This window comes from Streptosporangium sp. NPDC000563 (assembly GCF_040299985.1).
Taxonomy (GTDB): domain Bacteria; phylum Actinomycetota; class Actinomycetes; order Streptosporangiales; family Streptosporangiaceae; genus Streptosporangium.
The window spans coordinates 139175-155811 of the sequence record NZ_JBEPDA010000015.1; the positions used below are offsets into that span (position 1 = coordinate 139175).

The 16637-nt window shown below is 70.2% G+C and carries 13 protein-coding genes; 6 read left to right on the forward strand and 7 right to left on the reverse strand.

Annotated features, from left to right (window positions below; translation table 11 throughout):
* Nucleotides 1-120: 120 nt before the first annotated feature.
* The 6 genes from ABT352_RS28080 to ABT352_RS28105 all read left to right on the forward strand — a co-directional run bounded on the left by ABT352_RS28080 (nt 121) and on the right by ABT352_RS28105 (nt 7230).
* Complete coding sequence (locus tag ABT352_RS28080) at nt 121-1272, forward strand: PP2C family protein-serine/threonine phosphatase (RefSeq protein WP_350947939.1); 1152 nt, start codon at nt 121-123, stop codon at nt 1270-1272.
* A complete protein-coding gene (locus ABT352_RS28085; RefSeq protein ID WP_350947940.1) occupies nt 1272-2927 on the forward strand; it encodes a sensor histidine kinase in 1656 nt (551 codons plus the stop codon). The genes ABT352_RS28080 and ABT352_RS28085 overlap by 1 nt, the downstream gene beginning before the upstream one ends.
* Nucleotides 2920-3369, forward strand: coding sequence for a response regulator (locus ABT352_RS28090; RefSeq protein WP_350947941.1), 450 nt, complete (start codon nt 2920-2922; stop codon nt 3367-3369). The genes ABT352_RS28085 and ABT352_RS28090 overlap by 8 nt, the downstream gene beginning before the upstream one ends.
* Nucleotides 3370-3763: 394 nt before the next feature.
* Nucleotides 3764-4549 (forward strand): succinate dehydrogenase subunit SdhC, encoded by a 786-nt coding sequence (gene sdhC, locus ABT352_RS28095; RefSeq protein WP_350947942.1) that lies wholly within the window; start codon nt 3764-3766, stop codon nt 4547-4549.
* 9 nt (nt 4550-4558) lie between these two features.
* Nucleotides 4559-6466, forward strand: a complete 1908-nt coding sequence (locus ABT352_RS28100; protein WP_350947943.1) for a fumarate reductase/succinate dehydrogenase flavoprotein subunit — start codon at nt 4559-4561, stop codon at nt 6464-6466.
* Nucleotides 6467-6468: 2 nt separating this feature from the next.
* Nucleotides 6469-7230: a succinate dehydrogenase/fumarate reductase iron-sulfur subunit gene (locus ABT352_RS28105; RefSeq protein WP_350947944.1), complete on the forward strand. Its 762-nt coding sequence runs from the start codon at nt 6469-6471 to the stop codon at nt 7228-7230.
* A gap of 196 nt (nt 7231-7426) precedes the next feature.
* On the opposite strand, the gene ABT352_RS28110 is transcribed toward ABT352_RS28105, so the two are convergent.
* From ABT352_RS28110 to ABT352_RS28140, 7 genes are all read right to left on the reverse strand, one after another.
* Entirely contained in the window at nt 7427-7867 is a 441-nt protein-coding gene (locus ABT352_RS28110; protein WP_350947945.1) for a MarR family transcriptional regulator, read from the reverse strand.
* Between the two features lie 358 nt (nt 7868-8225).
* Entirely contained in the window at nt 8226-9716 is a 1491-nt protein-coding gene (locus tag ABT352_RS28115) for a hypothetical protein (protein ID WP_350947946.1), read from the reverse strand.
* A 75-nt stretch (nt 9717-9791) separates the two neighbouring features.
* Nucleotides 9792-11888 carry a hypothetical protein gene (locus ABT352_RS28120; RefSeq protein ID WP_350947947.1) on the reverse strand — a complete coding sequence of 699 codons (2097 nt, stop codon included), beginning with the start codon at nt 11886-11888 and terminating at the stop codon, nt 9792-9794.
* 107 nt (nt 11889-11995) lie between these two features.
* The gene (locus ABT352_RS28125) at nt 11996-12409 is read right to left on the reverse strand and encodes a (deoxy)nucleoside triphosphate pyrophosphohydrolase (RefSeq protein ID WP_350947948.1); all 414 of its coding nucleotides are present in this window, start codon (nt 12407-12409) and stop codon (nt 11996-11998) included.
* A gap of 14 nt (nt 12410-12423) precedes the next feature.
* On the reverse strand, nt 12424-13527 hold the full coding sequence (locus ABT352_RS28130) for a C40 family peptidase (protein ID WP_350947949.1): 1104 nt from the start codon (nt 13525-13527) through the stop codon (nt 12424-12426).
* Nucleotides 13528-13603: 76 nt separating this feature from the next.
* Nucleotides 13604-14272 (reverse strand): hypothetical protein, encoded by a 669-nt coding sequence (locus tag ABT352_RS28135; RefSeq protein WP_350947950.1) that lies wholly within the window; start codon nt 14270-14272, stop codon nt 13604-13606.
* Between the two features lie 2 nt (nt 14273-14274).
* Nucleotides 14275-16605 (reverse strand): type IV secretion system protein, encoded by a 2331-nt coding sequence (locus ABT352_RS28140; RefSeq protein WP_350947951.1) that lies wholly within the window; start codon nt 16603-16605, stop codon nt 14275-14277.
* Nucleotides 16606-16637 lie beyond the last annotated feature (32 nt).

Consider the following 16637-nt stretch of genomic DNA (forward strand, 5'->3'; position numbering starts at 1 on the left):
TGCGGAGCAGGCACGACGGCGGCCGGTGGATCAAGGTGACTGATCAACACCCTCTAAGTGCCGGTGTCGCACTATTCTACGTAGCGTCGACAGGTTCTCCCGATCAACGAAGAGGCGTCAGTGACCGCCCCCGCCAATGAAACGCTCACGCTCCTCCTCATCGAGGACGACGCGGGCGACGCCTTCCTCGTGGAGGAGCTGCTCAGCCAGGCGGACAACCCCCCCAAGATCATTTGGGTGCGCAGCCTGGCCGAGAGCCTGGAGCGCCTCACCGAGGACGTGCGATGCGTGCTCGTCGACCTCTCCCTGCCCGACGCGACCGGTCTTGAGGCACTGGAGCAGGTGCTGTCGATGGCACCGCACGCCGCCGTGCTCGTGCTGACCGGTCTGAACGACACCCACGTCGGTGTGGAGGCCGTCGCCGCCGGCGCGCAGGACTTCCTGGTCAAGCAGGACGTGGAGGCCCGCCTGCTGGCGCGGGCGATCCGCTACTCGATAGAGCGCAAGCGCGCCGACCTGGCCCAGCGCAGGCTGGTCCAGGCCGAGCTGCTCACCAAGGAGAACTCCCGCCTCGAACGCGGGCTGCTGCCGGTCCCGCTGCTCACCACCACGGTCCTGGACCACCACGCCCGCTACCTGCCAGGACGCAGGCGCGCCCTTCTCGCCGGTGACTTCTGGGACACCGTGCAGAGCCCCGACGGCGCCGTCCACGTGGTGGTCGGCGACGTGTGCGGGCACGGCCCCGACGAGGCCGCGCTGGGGGTCGCGCTCAGGATCGCCTGGCGGACCCTGGTCCTGGCCGGGCACACCGGCAACGAGTTGCTCACCACCCTGGAGTCGGTGCTCCGCCTGGAGCGCAAATCCGCGGAGATCTTCACCACCCTGTGCATCGTCACGATCGATCCCACGCTCAGCACCGCGCGGATGCACGTGGTCGGCCATCCGCCGCCGCTGCTCATCCGCGACGGCGAGATCGGCGTGGTGCCGGGCACCCCCTCGGGACCTCCGCTGGGGATCTTCCAGGGCATCGAGTGGTCGGAGATCGACGTCGAACTCGGCGACGACTGGTCGCTGCTGCTCTACACCGACGGCCTGATCGAGGCCACCGTGGGCGGCGGACCCGACCTGCTCGGCACCGAGGGCCTGCTCAGGCTCGTCCAGGAGCAGGGCGGGATCGAGCTCGACCGCCTCATCGAGCGCGTCGTCGAGCTGAACCGCGACGCGCTCAGCGACGACCTGGCGACCGTGCTCATCTCCAGGAACGGGAAGTGATGGCCGCCCGCTCCGACCGTTCCAGTCCGCGTCCTCTGCCCGCGTTCACCCCCGGTCGCGGGTTCGGGAACCTGCCGGTCGGACGCTGGTTCGCGTTCGCCGGGGTGGGCGTCGCGCTGGTCTTCATGATCTCGGCCGCCGTCACGGTCAACGCGATCGAGGAGACACGGGAGGCGAAGGAGGCGCTGGTCGACGTCGTCGACCCGGCGGCGCTGCGCCTGCTGGAGATCTCCAACACACTGACCTCGCAGGAGAGCTCGGTACGGGCCTACGGCAGGACCAACGAGGAGATCTCCCTCCAGGAATACCGCAAGGCGATCACCGCGGAGGAGAGCGCGCTGGGCACCCTCACCGCGCTGCTCCCCAGGATGCCGGAGGGGCAGGCGGTCGGCGCCGAGGTGGCCGAGCTGAAGGCCGCGGGAGAGGCCTGGCGGCGCGACTACGCCGAGAGGGTCATCGCCGCCGTGCCGACCCTCAAGACCGACGCGGCCCGGCAGAACGCCTCCGTCAACGCCACCCGCTTCAACGAGGTGCGCCAGTCCCTCGCGGTGCTCCAGAGACACCTGAACCAGCTGCACGACGCCGGTGTCGTACGGCTCGACGCCGGCTGGCAGGCCCTCTACGTCGCGCTCGTCGGGGTGGCCGCGGCACTCGTCGTGGCCGGGATCGCCGCGGTGCTCATCGTGCGGTACGCGGTGCTCCGCCCGCTGGCGGAGCTGAACCAGCAGGTCCGCGCGGTCGCCCAGGGAGACTTCGACCACAGGCTCAAGGTCGAGCGCCCCGCCGAGCTGTCGGAGCTGTCGGGCCACGTCGACGCGATGCGCCGCCGCATCCTCGCCGAGTGGCGCCTGTCCTCGGAGACGCAGCGCAAGCTGGAGGACCAGGCCGCGGAGCTGAAGCGCTCCAACGGCGAGCTCGAACAGTTCGCCTACGTGGCCAGCCACGACCTGCAGGAGCCGCTGCGCAAGGTCGCCAGCTTCACCCAGATGCTGGACCAGCGCTACGGCGACCAGCTCGACGAGCGCGCCAAGCAGTACATCGCCTTCGCCGTCGACGGCGCCAAGCGCATGCAGATGCTCATCAACGACCTGCTCGACTTCTCCAGGGTCGGCAGGATGGGCGGCGAGCGCACCGGGATCGACGCCACCGTGCCGCTCAGGGCCGCGCTGAACAACCTCGGCGCGACCATCGAGGACAGCGGCGCGACGGTGACCCACGACGAGCTCCCCGAGGTGCTCGGCAACCGTGCCCAGCTGACCCAGCTCTTCCAGAACCTCATCGGCAACGCGATCAAGTTCCATTCGCAGGACCCACCGGTGATCCACATCGGGGTGCGGCGCGACGGGGACATGTGGGAGTTCTCCTGCACCGACAACGGCATCGGCATCGACAGTAAGTACACTGACCGCATCTTCCTGATCTTCCAGCGCCTGCACGGACGGGACGTGTACGCGGGCACGGGCATCGGGCTGGCACTCTGCAAGAAGATCGTCGAATATCACGGTGGCCGGATCTGGGTCGACTCGGAAAACGGGGGAAGCACCCGGAGCGCCGGAACCACCGAAGTCACCGAGCCCGGTGAGAACGTCGAGAAGGCCCCGAGACGGGGTACGACCTTCCGCTGGACCCTTCCCACAGGAGATTTGGATGAATGACCTGCGCTGGATCGACGTGCTCCTGGTCGAGGACGACCCGGGCGACGTCCTGCTGACGCGGGAGGCGTTCGAGCTCAACAAGGTCCGCAACAAGCTGCACGTGGTGAACGACGGCGAGCAGGCCATGGCCTTCCTGCGCAAGGAGGGCGACTACGCCGACGCACCCAGGCCCGACCTGATCCTGCTCGACCTCAACCTGCCCAGAAAAGACGGCAGGGAGGTGCTCCAGGACATCAAGGCCGACGAGAAGCTCCGCGGGATCCCGGTGGTCGTGCTCACCACGTCGGAGTCCGAGGAGGACATCCTGCGCAGCTACAACCTGCACGCCAACGCCTACGTCTCCAAGCCGGTCGACTTCGACCAGTTCATCAGCGTGGTCCGGCGGATCGACGACTTCTTCGTGACCGTCGTCAAACTGCCCAGCTCCAACCAGCACTACTGACGGCCCGCGAGGGCGCGGGCGTGGGGATCGCATCGGTCGCCGGTGCCGCGTACTCGTCCGACGGCCCGCGAGGGCGCGGGGATGGACGAAGTCAGGGGTTGTCCTTTCGCCACATCTGTGCCTCCGGCCCGCCGAGACCTCCCTGTGATCGTCCACCTCGTGAGACGTCGCAGGCGAGGTACCCTTGGCAGACGAACGTGACAGGAATCACACCGGGGTAGTGAAATTGTGAGAGACCCCTTGCACACAACCCCTGGGGTCCGTCGTAACGTATCCCCCACCAATAAGCGCGCGCACGTGTGAGCCCGGCGCGACGATGGCCCGGACGCGCGGCACGACTGATACAACCCGGACACCTGGGCGAGCGGGGTCCGCGGGAGGTGGAGAGGTCTCGATGACCCAGACAACGGCCGAGAGCCCGGCCAGAAGGCAACGTGCGCAGATCAAGGAGCGCACTCTGCGAACGGACCAGTGGTGGCGCTATCCGCTGGTCACTTTCATCATCTTCACGGCATTCCTCGTCTACGCCACGTGGGCGATCTTCGATACAAGCTACTTCACGGCGCCGTACCATGCGCCGTTCGCGTCGCCCTGTCTGGCGACGAGCTGTCCGCCGGGCGCACGACTGTTCGGCCTCGCGCCCTTCAGCGACTGGTACACCCTGCCTCCCGGCCTGCTCATCCTCGGCCTTCCAGCGGGCTTCCGCTTCACCTGCTACTACTACCGCAAGGCCTACTACCGGGGGTTCTGGCTCTCGCCCCCGGCCTGCGGGGTGAACGAGCCGCACAGCAAGTACACCGGTGAGTCGCGCTTCCCGCTCATCCTGCAGAACGTCCACCGCTACTTCTTCTACGCGGCCATCGTCATCGGCCTCGTCCTCGCGCACGACGCGGTGAAGTCGCTGATCGAGAGGCCCGGCGGTCTGGGCACCTGGATCCTGGTCGTCAACGCGGTGCTGATCAACCTGTACACCCTGTCGTGCCACTCCTGCCGGCACATCACGGCCGGGCGCCTGAACCACTTCTCCAAGCACCCGATCCGTTACCGGGCCTGGGGATTCGTCTCCAAGCTCAACGCCAAGCACTCGCAGCTCGCGCTGATCTCCATGTTCTCCGTCATGGGCGCCGACCTGTACGTGCGCCTGGTCGCCAAGGGCATCATCGCCTTCCCGTTCGCATAAGGATCACCTGTGGAAATCGAGCGTCACGAATACGACGTCGTCGTCATCGGCGCCGGCGGTGCGGGGCTGCGGGCGGCCATCGAGGCCCGCCAGCAGGGCAAGCGGACGGCGATCGTCTGCAAGTCCCTGTTCGGCAAGGCGCACACGGTCATGGCCGAGGGCGGCGCGGCCGCCGCGATGGGCAACGTCAACAGCGACGACAGCTGGATGGTGCACTTCCGCGACACCATGCGCGGCGGCAAGTTCCTCAACAACTGGAGGATGGCCGAGCTGCACGCCAAGGAGTCCCCCGACCGGGTCTGGGAGCTGGAGGCGTGGGGCGCGCTGTTCGACCGCACCAAGGACGGCAAGATCAGCCAGCGCAACTTCGGCGGGCACGAGTACCCCCGGCTCGCGCACGTCGGCGACCGCACGGGCCTGGAGCTGATCCGCACCCTGCAGCAGCGGGTGGTCGCGCTCCAGCAGGAGGACGAGAAGACCCACGGCGACGCCGAGGCGTACATCAAGGTCTTCCAGGAGTGCACGGTCACCCGCCTGCTCAAGGAGACGGGTCCCGGCGGGAGCGGCGCGATCTCCGGGGCCTTCGGCTACTGGCGGGAGAACGGCAAGCTCATCCTGTTCGACGCCCCCGCGATCGTGCTCGCCACCGGCGGCATCGGCAAGTCGTACGTGGTCACGTCCAACTCGTGGGAGTACACCGGCGACGGCCACGCGCTCGCCCTGCTCGCCGGCGCGAAGCTGATCAACATGGAGTTCATCCAGTTCCATCCCACCGGGATGGTCTGGCCGCCCTCGGTGCGGGGCATCCTCGTCACCGAGTCCGTCCGCGGTGACGGCGGGGTGCTGAGAAACTCCGAGGGCAAGCGCTTCATGTTCGACTACATCCCGGACGTGTTCAAGGACAAGTACGCCACCACCGAGGAGGAGGGCGACCGCTGGTACACCGACCAGGCGAACAATCGCCGCCCTCCGGAGCTGCTCCCCCGCGACGAGGTCGCGCGGGCCATCAACTCCGAGGTGAAGGCGGGTCGCGGGTCACCCCAGGGCGGCGTCTATCTCGACGTCTCCACCCGTCTCCCGGCCGCCGAGATCGTCAAGCGGCTGCCGTCGATGCACCACCAGTTCAAGGAGCTGGCGGACGTCGACATCACCAAGGAGGCCATGCAGGTCGGCCCGACGTGCCACTACATCATGGGCGGCGTCGAGGTCGACGCCGACACCGGTGCGGCGGACGTGCCCGGCCTGTTCGCGGCCGGTGAGGTCTCCGGCGGCATGCACGGCTCCAACCGGCTGGGCGGCAACTCGCTGTCGGACCTGCTGGTGTTCGGCCGCCGCGCGGGCGCCGGAGCGGCCTCGTACGTGGACGGTCTCGCGGCCCGGCCGACGATCTCCGAGGAGTCCGTGGCCGAGGCGAGCGCGGAGGCGCTCGCCCCGCTGGAGCGCACCGGCGAGAACCCGTACGAGGTCCACCACGAGCTGCAGCGGACGATGAACGAGCTGGTCGGCATCATCCGCAAGGCCGAGGAGGTCTCCGAGGCGCTGGAGGCGGTGGAGAAGCTCAAGGAGCGGGCCCAGGGCGTCGGCGCGGCCGGCAACCGCATCTACAACCCGGGCTGGCACCTCGCCCTCGACCTGCGCAACATGCTCCTGGTCTCGGAGTGCGTCGCGAAGGCGGCGCTGCTGCGCCAGGAGAGCCGCGGCGGTCACACCCGCGACGACTTCCCCGGCATGTCGCCCGAGTGGCGGGCCAAGATCCTGCGCTGCTCCCTCACCCCGGACGCCTCCGGCATCACGGTGGAGGAGAAGGTGCAGCCTCCGATGCGGGACGACCTCATCACGCTGTTCGACCGGGACGAGCTGAAGAAGTACATCACCGAGGAAGAGCTGGCCGCCTTTGACGCGCTGGCCGAGGAGTAACCATGAGTTACAAGGCGAAGTTCCGCGTGTGGCGGGGCGAGGGCGGCGAGGGCAAGCTTGAGGACTTCACGGTCGAGGTGAACGAGGGCGAGGTCGTCCTCGACATCATCCACAGGTTGCAGGCGACCCAGGCTCCCGACCTCGCCGTCCGCTGGAACTGCAAGGCCGGCAAGTGCGGCTCGTGCTCGATGGAGATCAACGGCAAGCCGAAGCTGGGCTGCATGACCCGGATGTCCACCTTCACCGAGGAGGAGACGATCACCGTGACGCCCATGCGGACGTTCCCGGTGATCAAGGACCTCGTCACGGACGTGTCGTTCAACTACCAGAAGGCCAGGGAGATCCCGTCCTTCACCCCTCCTGCCGACGTGAAGCCGGGCGAGTACCGCATGCAGCAGATCGACGTCGAGCGGTCCCAGGAGTTCCGCAAGTGCATCGAGTGCTTCATGTGCAACAACGTCTGTCACGTCATCCGCGACCACGAGGAGAACAAGACCAACTTCGCCGGTCCGCGCTTCCTGATGCGGATCGCCGAGCTGGACATGCACCCGTACGACGTGGCCGACCGCAAGGACTCCGCCCAGGAGGAGCACGGCCTCGGCTACTGCAACATCACCAAGTGCTGCACCGAGGTCTGCCCCGAGCACATCAAGATCACTGACAACGCGCTGATCCCCATGAAGGAGCGCGTCGTCGACCGGAAGTACGACCCGCTGGTCTGGCTCGGCAACAAGATCTTCAAGCGTTCCAGCTCGAAGACCTGACCTTCCCGCGTCTCACGGCGTCGTCCACGGGCTCTCCCGGGGACGGCGCCGTTCGCGCTTTTTCACGGGCTTCAGGGCCTTCCTCCCGGCCTAAGGCTTCAGGGCCTTCGTACGGGCTCTCCCGGCCTGACCTTCAGGGCCTTCACGAGCCTCCCTGCCGCCGTCTCCGGGAGCTTCGTACGGGCTCCCGGAGGCCTCAGTCCCGCCACAGTCGCCGAGTCTGCTTCCGCATGACGTCGTCGGCGCGGACGGCGAAGTCGTGAATGACCGTCAGCTCCGCGTCGCTGTAGTCCGCGGCGAGATCGGCGTAGGCCCGGTTGAGGTCCCCCAGGATCTCCTGCAGCGCGCGGTAGGGGCCCTCGCGCACCAGCTCGACGAGCACGCGGCGCCGGTCGGCGGCATCCCGGCCGCGGCGCACGTACCCCGCTCTCTGCAGGCGGTCCACCACCGCGGTGATCGCGCCACCGCGTGTCAGCCCCAGCCGTACGGCCAGGTCGTGGGGAGTGAGAGGGCCCTCCTTGTCGAGGAGGGCCAGGCAGTTGAAGTCGGTCACGTTGATTCCGGCCCGGCCTGCCACACCGACGTGGAACAGCACCGAACGCATCGCCGTCAGACGTCCCTGATCGGACACGGCCATGATCATCTCTTTGCGGGCTTCCGGCTCCGTTGACACGGCGCCCCCTCTTTCCGTTCTCTTCAAAACGGAGAGACCCCAAATCAGAGAGTCTCTCTCATGCGACAAAGAGTGGCCGACCCTCCCGCGGGAGGATGCCCGCTCCTCCTGCCCAAACCGGCTCGCCCCTATCACGTCGAAACCGAATCATCTTCGGCATCGCCCCGAGGGCGGCCTTCCCGGACAACGCGCCGCTGTCCGCGCCCTGGCCGCGCCGCCCTGCCCACGGCTGCCCACTACTGCCCACGGCTGCCCGCCGCGTCCACGACCGAGCGCCGGACGGCACAGGCCGTCGTCGCCGCGCTCGGAAGGGCGGGGCGGGTCAGGTGGAGCGGCGGAAGAGACCGCGCTTCTTCTTGCCGGAGCCCTTACCGGAATCCTTGTCCGAGGACTTGCCGGTCTCCCGGCCGGGAATCGGATAGATCGCCGTCGAGCCGGGACCCGCGGGAGGCTGGTCGCCGCCGGGACGTGCCTCACCGGGACCGTCCTGAGGCTGGGGTCCGAAGGTCATGACCTCGCCCTTCGACCCGCCCAGGTCGCCCTGCGGCTCCCGCCCCGACGGCGGGATGCCGTCCTTGAGGGGCCGGTCCTGCGAGGGAACCTGACCGGGAGCGTCATCGGTGACGGCCGGCCGCAAGTCGTCCAGCGGGTCGTCGCCCGGCCTGCTCCTGGCGGGCTCCTGCGGGAACGGCGCACCGGGGAACTCCGGCGCCCCCTGCGGGAGGCGTCCCTCACGGGAGTCCTGGCCGGGGTGCGGGGTGCCCTGGAAGGCCGCCGCGCCGCCCTGAGGCGCCGGACCGTCCTGAAGCGTCGGGCCTTCCTGGAGCGTCGGGCCGTAAGGCGACTGACCGGGGGGCACGGGATACACCTGGCCGGTCCGCGGGTCGTACGGGGCACCGTGGCCGGTGGCCGGGGGCTGCTCGTGACCGGGCGCTGGCATGTACGCCGTCGTCTGGTCGTACCCGTGGGGATACTGCTCGGGGGTGTAGCCCTCCGGGTAGACCGGGGCGTACATCTGCATGGGCACGAAGCTGATGATCGGCGCGTAGGCCGTACCGCCCTGGTAGGGGCCGGCGGCGGCGTAACCGGGACCGCCGGGGTAGGCCATCGGGTCCATGCCGCGCGGACCGGCCCTGCGGATCGCCGCCGCGTGGGCCATCCGGCGCAGCCTGCCCTCGAAGATCAGCACGGCGAACAGCACCAGCAGCACCAGGATGAGCGCCGGGATGCCGAGCTGACGGCTCAGCGTGGCCCCGTCGAACTCGGAACCCGCGTTGCGGATCTCGTACACGGAGGTGCCCGAGGAACTCTGGTCGAGCATGGCCGTGTCGGACGGCGTGGGATCGGCGGCGGGAAGCTGCTGGTTCGGGTCAGGGGTGGTCTGCGGGAACTGGGGTTCGCTGTTCTCCGTGTTCTCCGGCGTGTTGGCCCCGGCGGTCGGGACCACCGGGGGCGGCTCCTGGACCGGCGGCGGCGCGACCGCCGTCTCCGGCGGAGGCGGAGGGGCTGCCGTGGTCTTCGTGGGCTTGGGCTTCGGCGACGCCGGGACGGTTATCGTGGTCGTCACCGTCTCCTGCGGCACCTCGGGATCCTCGGTGACCGTGACGGTGACGACCGGCGTGGGCTCCTCACAGGGACCCGCGGGATCGACGTCACACCCCTCGACCTGCGAGGGTTCGATGACCATCGTCCTGACGGTCGCGCCGGCCGCGGAGGATCCGGCGAACGGCGCCACGGCGAACAGAACGACGCCGCTGAGTCCGACGGACATCGCGACGGCGGAGAACGCTGCCCTGCGCCGTGCTCGCGTCACCGGTGTCCTCCGTGCAATCAACCATGAACACGCCAAAGAAATACTAGTCGGGCAAAAATAACAGTAATCCGCGTTTTACAAAACGTGTCGCGACCGACGACGCCGCTGGATCCTCCGCTGCAGCCACAGAAGGCCGAGCAACGTCCCCACCCCCGCACCTACCGCCGGGAGACCCGTCGCCCCTGTCAGTACCGGGCTTGACTCGGCGACCGGCTGGACCTGACCGCTCGGACCGTCGAGATCCTGCGGCAGGGGCGCCCCCTGCGGACGCGAATCCTGTGAGACGGGGACCTGCGCGGCGGGGAAGGGACCCGCCTGCGGCAGCTGGAGACCGTTCGCGAGCCCCGGCATCTGACCCGCTCCCGCCATGCCCATCGAGATCGGCGGCGTCATGGCCCCCGGTACGCCGGGCTGAACGCCCGGCGCCTGCGGCCCGCCAGGCTGCCCCGCTCCCTGCCCGCCGGGAACCATCGGGCCGCCCACCGGCCCACCGGGACCCTGTTGCGGCACGCCGGGCTGTCCCGCCGGCCCCGGTTGCCCGATCCCCGGGTAGCCGGGAGGCATCGGCTGCCCCATGCCCTGTCCGGGCACGGCGGGCTGTCCGATGCCCGGGTAGCCGGGAGGCATCGGCCCGACCATCGGCCGGCCCGCTCCCGGGCCGGCGGCCTTCTTCCCGTTTCCCGGGTAACCGGGATAGAGGGGACCCATCTGCTCCAGGCCCGGTCCCATCTGCGGGAGAACCGGCTGACCGGGTCCCGTCTGCGGCATTCCAGGCAGCCCGGCCCTCTGCCCGCCGGGACCCGCCTGCCGCAGGAGAGCCCGCGGGTTCACTCCCTGCTCGCGCGCACCGGGCCGACCGGCCGCGTGCCGCTGCCCGCGCGCCTTCCGCCCGGCCGCCTTGCGGCCCGTCTGGACACCCGTGGCCGAGTGGTTCCTGCCGTTCTGCCCTTGGAGGGCGGGGGGCTCGGGCGCTCCCGCCGGCGGTATGGCGATCGCTCCTTGTTCCGGTGCCGTTCCCTGTCCCGGCACCGCCGTACCGGCCTCCGGCGCGGCACCCTGAGCCGCGGCGCCCGGAACCGCGGCGCCGTCCGGAAGCCGTGTTCCCTCCTGCGGACGACCGGGAGGAAGCGGGGCCGTATGACGACCGGGAGGGAGCGGGACTGCGGGGCGACCGGGAGGGAGCGCGGCGGCCGAGCCACCGGGAGGAAGCGGGGCCGCGGGGCGACCGGGAGCCGCCCCTTCGGGAACCCGGGCGGAGGCCACCGGAGACCCGGCCTCCCCGCGCCCGCCCGGCACCGTGTCCCGCGTCTCGTGGGAGGCCGCCGGACCTCCCGTCGCCCCCGGGGCGCCGGGAAGCGCGCCCGTCCGCGGGTTCACGGGCACCCCGGCTCCCCGCGACGTTCCCTGATCGGCGGTGGCTCCGGCGGCGTTCGCCCCCGCGTCAGGACCCGAAGCGGGCGGCGCGACGAACGCCTTCCCGGCGAGATCGAGAAGGAACGCCGACATGCGCTGTTCGGCCCTCTGCGCCTCCGAGACATCGGGTGCGCCCAATGGTGCCTCCCCCGACTCCTCGGCCGTCTGGGGCACCTTGAGGACCATGCTGGCGGCACCTGGAGCTCCCACACCGCCGCGGGGCTCGGCGGGCCTCGCCTCCCGCGCGACGCGGGCGTGCTCCAGCGTCTCCGGCACCTCGGCGGCACCCCCGCCTCGCCGCATCACCGCGTCCGTGCTCTTGATCGTGTTCTGGGCCCGCTGGCTCACCGTCTTGCCGTCGGGGCCGATCGTCCGGGCCAGGGCGGACACCGTGAGATCACGCGGGCGCTCCGGCAGGGCGAGCAGCACGTCGACGGAGCCGCCCTCGGCGGGCAGGGCTCCGACCACGCACACCCCCGCCCCCTTCGGGAGGGGCGCCGACGACCTGGTCTCCTCCGGGCACTCGATGCCCCTGAGCGCCTCGGCGGGGGTCGTCAGGACCGCGAGCCGGGCGTCGGTGCCCGGCCCCCGCAGCCGGATCCGGTAGCGGATCACCCGCTCGGCGCCGCTCCCCCGTGCCCACGCGCCCGAATCGGCCACGGTGGTCAGGTCGAGGGGCGACGGGGCCGACTCGTCCAGCTGAACGGCGTACACCCCCGAGGCTCCGAGGACGAGCACTCCCGCTCCGACCGCTGACACGAACCCAGCACCACGCCACCTTAAGGTCACCGCATATCTCCGTTCCCCGGGTACGGACACGCGACATCGCCACGTCCAGTAGCAGTTATGTCACGCTGCGGAGTTGATCAATCCTTATTGAACCGACCTTGCCCATCGTTGAGGCGACCTTGTACCGCCCGGACGATTGGCAGGTCCGCGGGGAGCCACGCCACGTCGTAGAGCTCGCTCTCGGCCAGCCAGCGCAGGTCCAGATGCTCCTTCGCCTCGGGCCTGCCCTCGGCGACCACCGCGAGCCAGACCCGCAGGACGTAGCCGCCGGCGAGCGCCCAGTCGCCCCCGACGCGCTCGCCCACCTCGATCAGCACGCCGAGCTCCTCCTGGCACTCCCTGACCAGTGCCGTGTGCTCGTCCTCGCCCGGATCGACCTTCCCCCCCGGCAGCTCCCACCCTCCGGCCAACTCCGGCGGATCGGCACGCTGGGCGGCGAGCAGTCTCCCGTCGCCGTCGACGATGGCGGCGCCCACAACGACCTTTTCCATGGTTCTCGATTCTGTCAGCCCTGCTCCCGTGTCTTGAGTTGCGCGAGAACCTGGGGGTGTCGCAGCGGCCGGGTGAACCCCACGATCCCGGTGCGCTCCCGGTAGGTGGTGACCTTGATCGGCCCGCACAACCGGCACCTCGCCTCGACCATCTTGCCCGGGGAGACCACCAGCCCCACGTGGCCGGGACGGTCCGGGCCCGTTCCCGGACCGGAGTTGAAGAAGACGAGGTCTCCGGCCTGCTCCTCCCCCGCGGGAACCTCCACCCCGAACGGCCACTGGCCGAACGTGGTGCGCGGGATGGTCAGGCCGACGCTCCGGTAGGCCATGTAGATGATCCCCGAGCAGTCGTAGCCCGCGGGACCCGTACCGCCCCAGATGTAGGGCTTGCCGCGCTGGGCGAGCGCGTACTCCAGGATCGCGGCCACCGTGCTCGTCGGCGCCGCCTCCAGCATGGGCTCGTCACAGTCTTCGTCCGCCTCCGGCGGTACGGTGACCTCTCCGTCCTTGGCGTACTTTTTGGCGATCTCCATCACCTGGTCGACGTACCACCAGGCGCGGTTGTAGACGAACAGCGAACGTCGCACGTCCTCCGGCGCGCCGTTCCGCTTCAGCATCTTCGCCGCGCCTAGGATGGCGTCCGCCGGGTTGTACACGTCGGCCCAGCCGTCTCCGTCGCCGTCGGAGGCGTAGCCGTTGAACGTGGACGGGATCTTGATCTTGGCCTTGCCGCCCCACGTGCTGATGAGAAACTGCATCGGCCCGGCCGCGCCCGCGTAGTTGGTGCCGCTGCGCACCCCGGGGAGCGTGGAGCGTCCGTGGTTGGTCTCGCGCTTGCCGACCCCGGCGAGCACGTTCCACTGCACGCCGACCTTCTTGCCGTGCTCGCGATACAGCTTCAGATACTCCTCGGGGATGTCGGACGTCGCGGTCTCCGACTGGTCCTCCGCCGCCTCGTCGCCCTCTCCGCACTCGGGCTGCTGCGCCGCCCCGCCGGTGATCGACGGGAAGGAGGGGAACCCGCTGATCATCATCATCGGCGCCATGATCAGCGTGATCAGGCAGAGCGCGGCGACTCCGAGGATCAACGCGAGGCGGACGGGCTTGTTGTTCCTCATGCCACCCTGCCGCCCATCTCATCCCGCCGGTACGCGGCCCCGCCCGCTCGCTCCCGTCCGTACGCGATCCCGCCGCTCATCCGGTCCCGCCGGTGGCGCCGCTCTCGACGGGCTGGTCGTCCCCCTCCTGGCCGGAGTCCGCGGGCTGGAGATCGTGGACCCGCCATTCCGCGCCGGCCTGGATGAGCGTGACGGCGTACTCCGCGGTCCGCTCGTTCGCCCCGCTCCTCGCCGTGACGTTCTGGGTGCCGACGACCACGAAGGTCACCGAGGCGCTGTCGATCTGCCGGATCCCCTTGACCCGCGCCGTACCGATCGACACGATCTCGTCGGCCTTGTTCGCCTCGACGGTGCCCGGTGAGGTGACGGTCCGCAGCAGCGTCCCCGAGAACTCCGCCGTGACGTATCCCTTGAGGCGGTCGCCGTAGACCGCCGGGTCCTCGTCGTAGCTGAACGTGCCGTACTCGGCGGTGAAACGCTGCGCGTAGTCGGCCGCCGCGGCCAGCTCCTGCTTGGTCATCGGCAGGTAGGAGTAGACGTCGAAGGGCGCGTTACTCGCCGTCGCCGCCGGACGGGCCGGCTCCTCCGCCGCCTCCTGCCCAGCCGCCACCGTACGGGTGACACCGGCCGGCTGCCCCGGCCCCTCACTGGTGTCCGGCCACATGGTCAGGTAGACGCCGACAACGGCGAGTATCACGACCAGCACCGCGAAGACGGCTCCCCGCCGACTGCCTCCCTCGACCACGGTCAGTCCTTGTCGCGGTTGGACGAACGCAGCCAGAACGGCGGCGGCTCACCGGCCTCCCCGCCGCGCTCCACCCGCCGGGTGATCCAGAGCGGGGGCGCCTCGGACGACCTGCCTCCGGAGTCGCGGTTTCGTGAGCCACCGGAGCCCCGGGAGCCGCCGAAGATGCTTCCGCCCGACCCCGAGCCTCCCGACCCCGAGGAGCCGCGGGAGGAACCTCCGCCGTTACGCGATCCCGAGCCCGAGCCGCCCCGCGAGGAGCCGGATCCCGAGGACCCCCGGGACGAACCGCCGCCGCCGAAGATGCTCCCACCGGAACGACCGCCGCCGCCCGAGGAGCCCGAGGAACCGGACGACCTGCCGGGCGCGGGCGCCGAGGGCCGCACCGCGGGGGCGGAGGAACCCGACGACCTGCCCGCCGAAGAGGATCGGCCGCCCGAGCCTCCCTGCGGAGCCCAGCCGCCGGAACGGCCGCCGAACCAGCCTCCCGAGGAGCCCGTCCCTCCCGAGCCGCGTCCCGAGGATCCTCCGGACCTGGTCGGAGGCGCGCTGCCTCCCGTACCGGCTCCGGAGAGGTTGAGCGGCGGCGCCGCGCCGGCGCGGGCCGCGGTGACCGGTCTGCCGGTGCCCTTGCGCCTGCCCGCGGCCTGGGCGTCGGTGTCGAGGGGCGCCGGTTGGGCGCCGGTCGGCACCCGGGTGCCCGACGGCGTGTTCGGCGTGGCACCGCCCTCCTCGCCACGGACCCTGCCCTGGGCGACCGCTGCCGCCGCGGCCGCGCCGACCGAGGCTCCGCCGACCATCGCGGCCGCCTGCAGCACCGGCTCGGCCTTGCGCATCCCCCACCGGCCCGCCCTGACCGCCGCGACCGGCGGCAGCGCGGACGCCGCCCGCTGCAGGGTCGGCGCGGACGCCGCGTCGCCGAGCATCCGGGTGGTGAGCGTGTGCCCGTCCATGGACGAGAACAGGTGCTGGAACGGCCTCCGGTAGAAGAACACCGCGATCGTGAGGATCGCCATGAACATGACCTGCATGCCCCACGGCATCGCGGTGGAGATGATCAGGGCGTAGCCGTAGACGAGTATGCCGAGGACGAGGGCGAGCACCGCCTGTCTGAGCAGGGTGCCGATCAGCATCTCCACCCAGCGCATGGCGATGATCCGCCCGGATCCCGGATGGACGCCGATCAGCAGGAAGACCGGAGCGAGAATGAGCAGCAGCAGGAACCCGACCTTGAGCACCAGCAGCGAGACCGCCACCAGGAAGATCAGCAGTCCCGCGACCACCGCGGCCATGAAGGCGCCGATCGCGACCCCCAGGCGGTTCGTCCAGTCCTTGCCCTGGAAGAGGGGGAAGTACGGTGTGTTCTGCAGCTTGTCGGCGATCTCCGTCTCGTATCGCGCCTGGTGGGAGCCCGCTTCAGGCACCTGCTGGGCCTTCAGCTCGGTCGCGTCGATCGTCTGGATCTCCAGCAGCTTGGCGCCGAATATCTTGATGATGGGGGCCTCGGGGTCGGCCGTGCCGAACTGGCCCATCAGCCACGGCTTGCAGACCAGCGTGGACCAGAGCGCGTCGGCGTTCTGCTCGACGCCGGGCACGCCGCTCTGCCCGTATCCGCCGCCCTGAACCTGCGGGTTCGCCTCACCCGGTGCGGGCAGGCAGGAGGTCCCGCCCGCGCCCGGCAGCCCGGCGAATGCGGAGTTGACCACCTCGCCGGTCTTGTCGGTGACGATCTTGCCCATGCCCGTGAGGTCGCCGGGGCGGCTGAAGAACCAGACGGCCACCGTGACCGCGAGGACCATCCAGATGACGCCCTCGGCGGTGGTGGTGGCGCGTTTGCGGATCAGCCCGTACCAGGCGAGCCAGATGGCGCCGAGGATCACCAGCGGCCGCAGGTACGGCCAGTACATGGCGTCGGCCAGACGGACCACGATGTCGTCGACGACGTTCTTGATCGATTCCAGCGGGCCCTCGGTGGCCGCCGCCTGGTAGGTCGTGATGGTCAACCGGTCCAGCGCCTTCGCCCACAGGAAGACCGTGTTCGCCATCGCGTTGCCCATCACGGCCGCGATGTCGTCGCAGCCGAGCAGGTGGGTGTGCCAGAACTGGCCGCTCATGCCGTACGTCGCGTAGTTGCCCTGGGCCGCCGCCGGGGCCTGTGCCGCGGGGGCGCCCGTCGCGGGCGGGTCGGGAAGCGGCGGCTGGATCAGGCCGTCCACGCCTCCGGCGACGATGTCGGGTGACAGGTCGGGAGACATGTCACAGGGAGCCGCGGCGACGGCCGTGGACGTGTCGCCGGGGAACGCCAGCGGCAGCGCGAGGAAGGCGGCGAGCACGACCAGCCCGATCGCGATCCGCCTGCCCAGCC

Excerpts from the sequence above, each read along its gene's own strand:
- ABT352_RS28090 (WP_350947941.1), top strand. The coding sequence starts at position 2,920 with ATGAATGACCTGCGCTGGATCGACGTGCTCCTGGTCGAGGACGACCCG.
- ABT352_RS28130 (WP_350947949.1), bottom strand. The coding sequence starts at position 13,527 with ATGAGGAACAACAAGCCCGTCCGCCTCGCGTTGATCCTCGGAGTCGCC.
- sdhC (WP_350947942.1), top strand. The coding sequence starts at position 3,764 with ATGACCCAGACAACGGCCGAGAGCCCGGCCAGAAGGCAACGTGCGCAG.
- ABT352_RS28085 (WP_350947940.1), top strand. The coding sequence starts at position 1,272 with ATGGCCGCCCGCTCCGACCGTTCCAGTCCGCGTCCTCTGCCCGCGTTC.
- ABT352_RS28105 (WP_350947944.1), top strand. The coding sequence starts at position 6,469 with ATGAGTTACAAGGCGAAGTTCCGCGTGTGGCGGGGCGAGGGCGGCGAG.
- ABT352_RS28110 (WP_350947945.1), bottom strand. The coding sequence starts at position 7,867 with ATGGCCGTGTCCGATCAGGGACGTCTGACGGCGATGCGTTCGGTGCTG.
- ABT352_RS28125 (WP_350947948.1), bottom strand. The coding sequence starts at position 12,409 with ATGGAAAAGGTCGTTGTGGGCGCCGCCATCGTCGACGGCGACGGGAGA.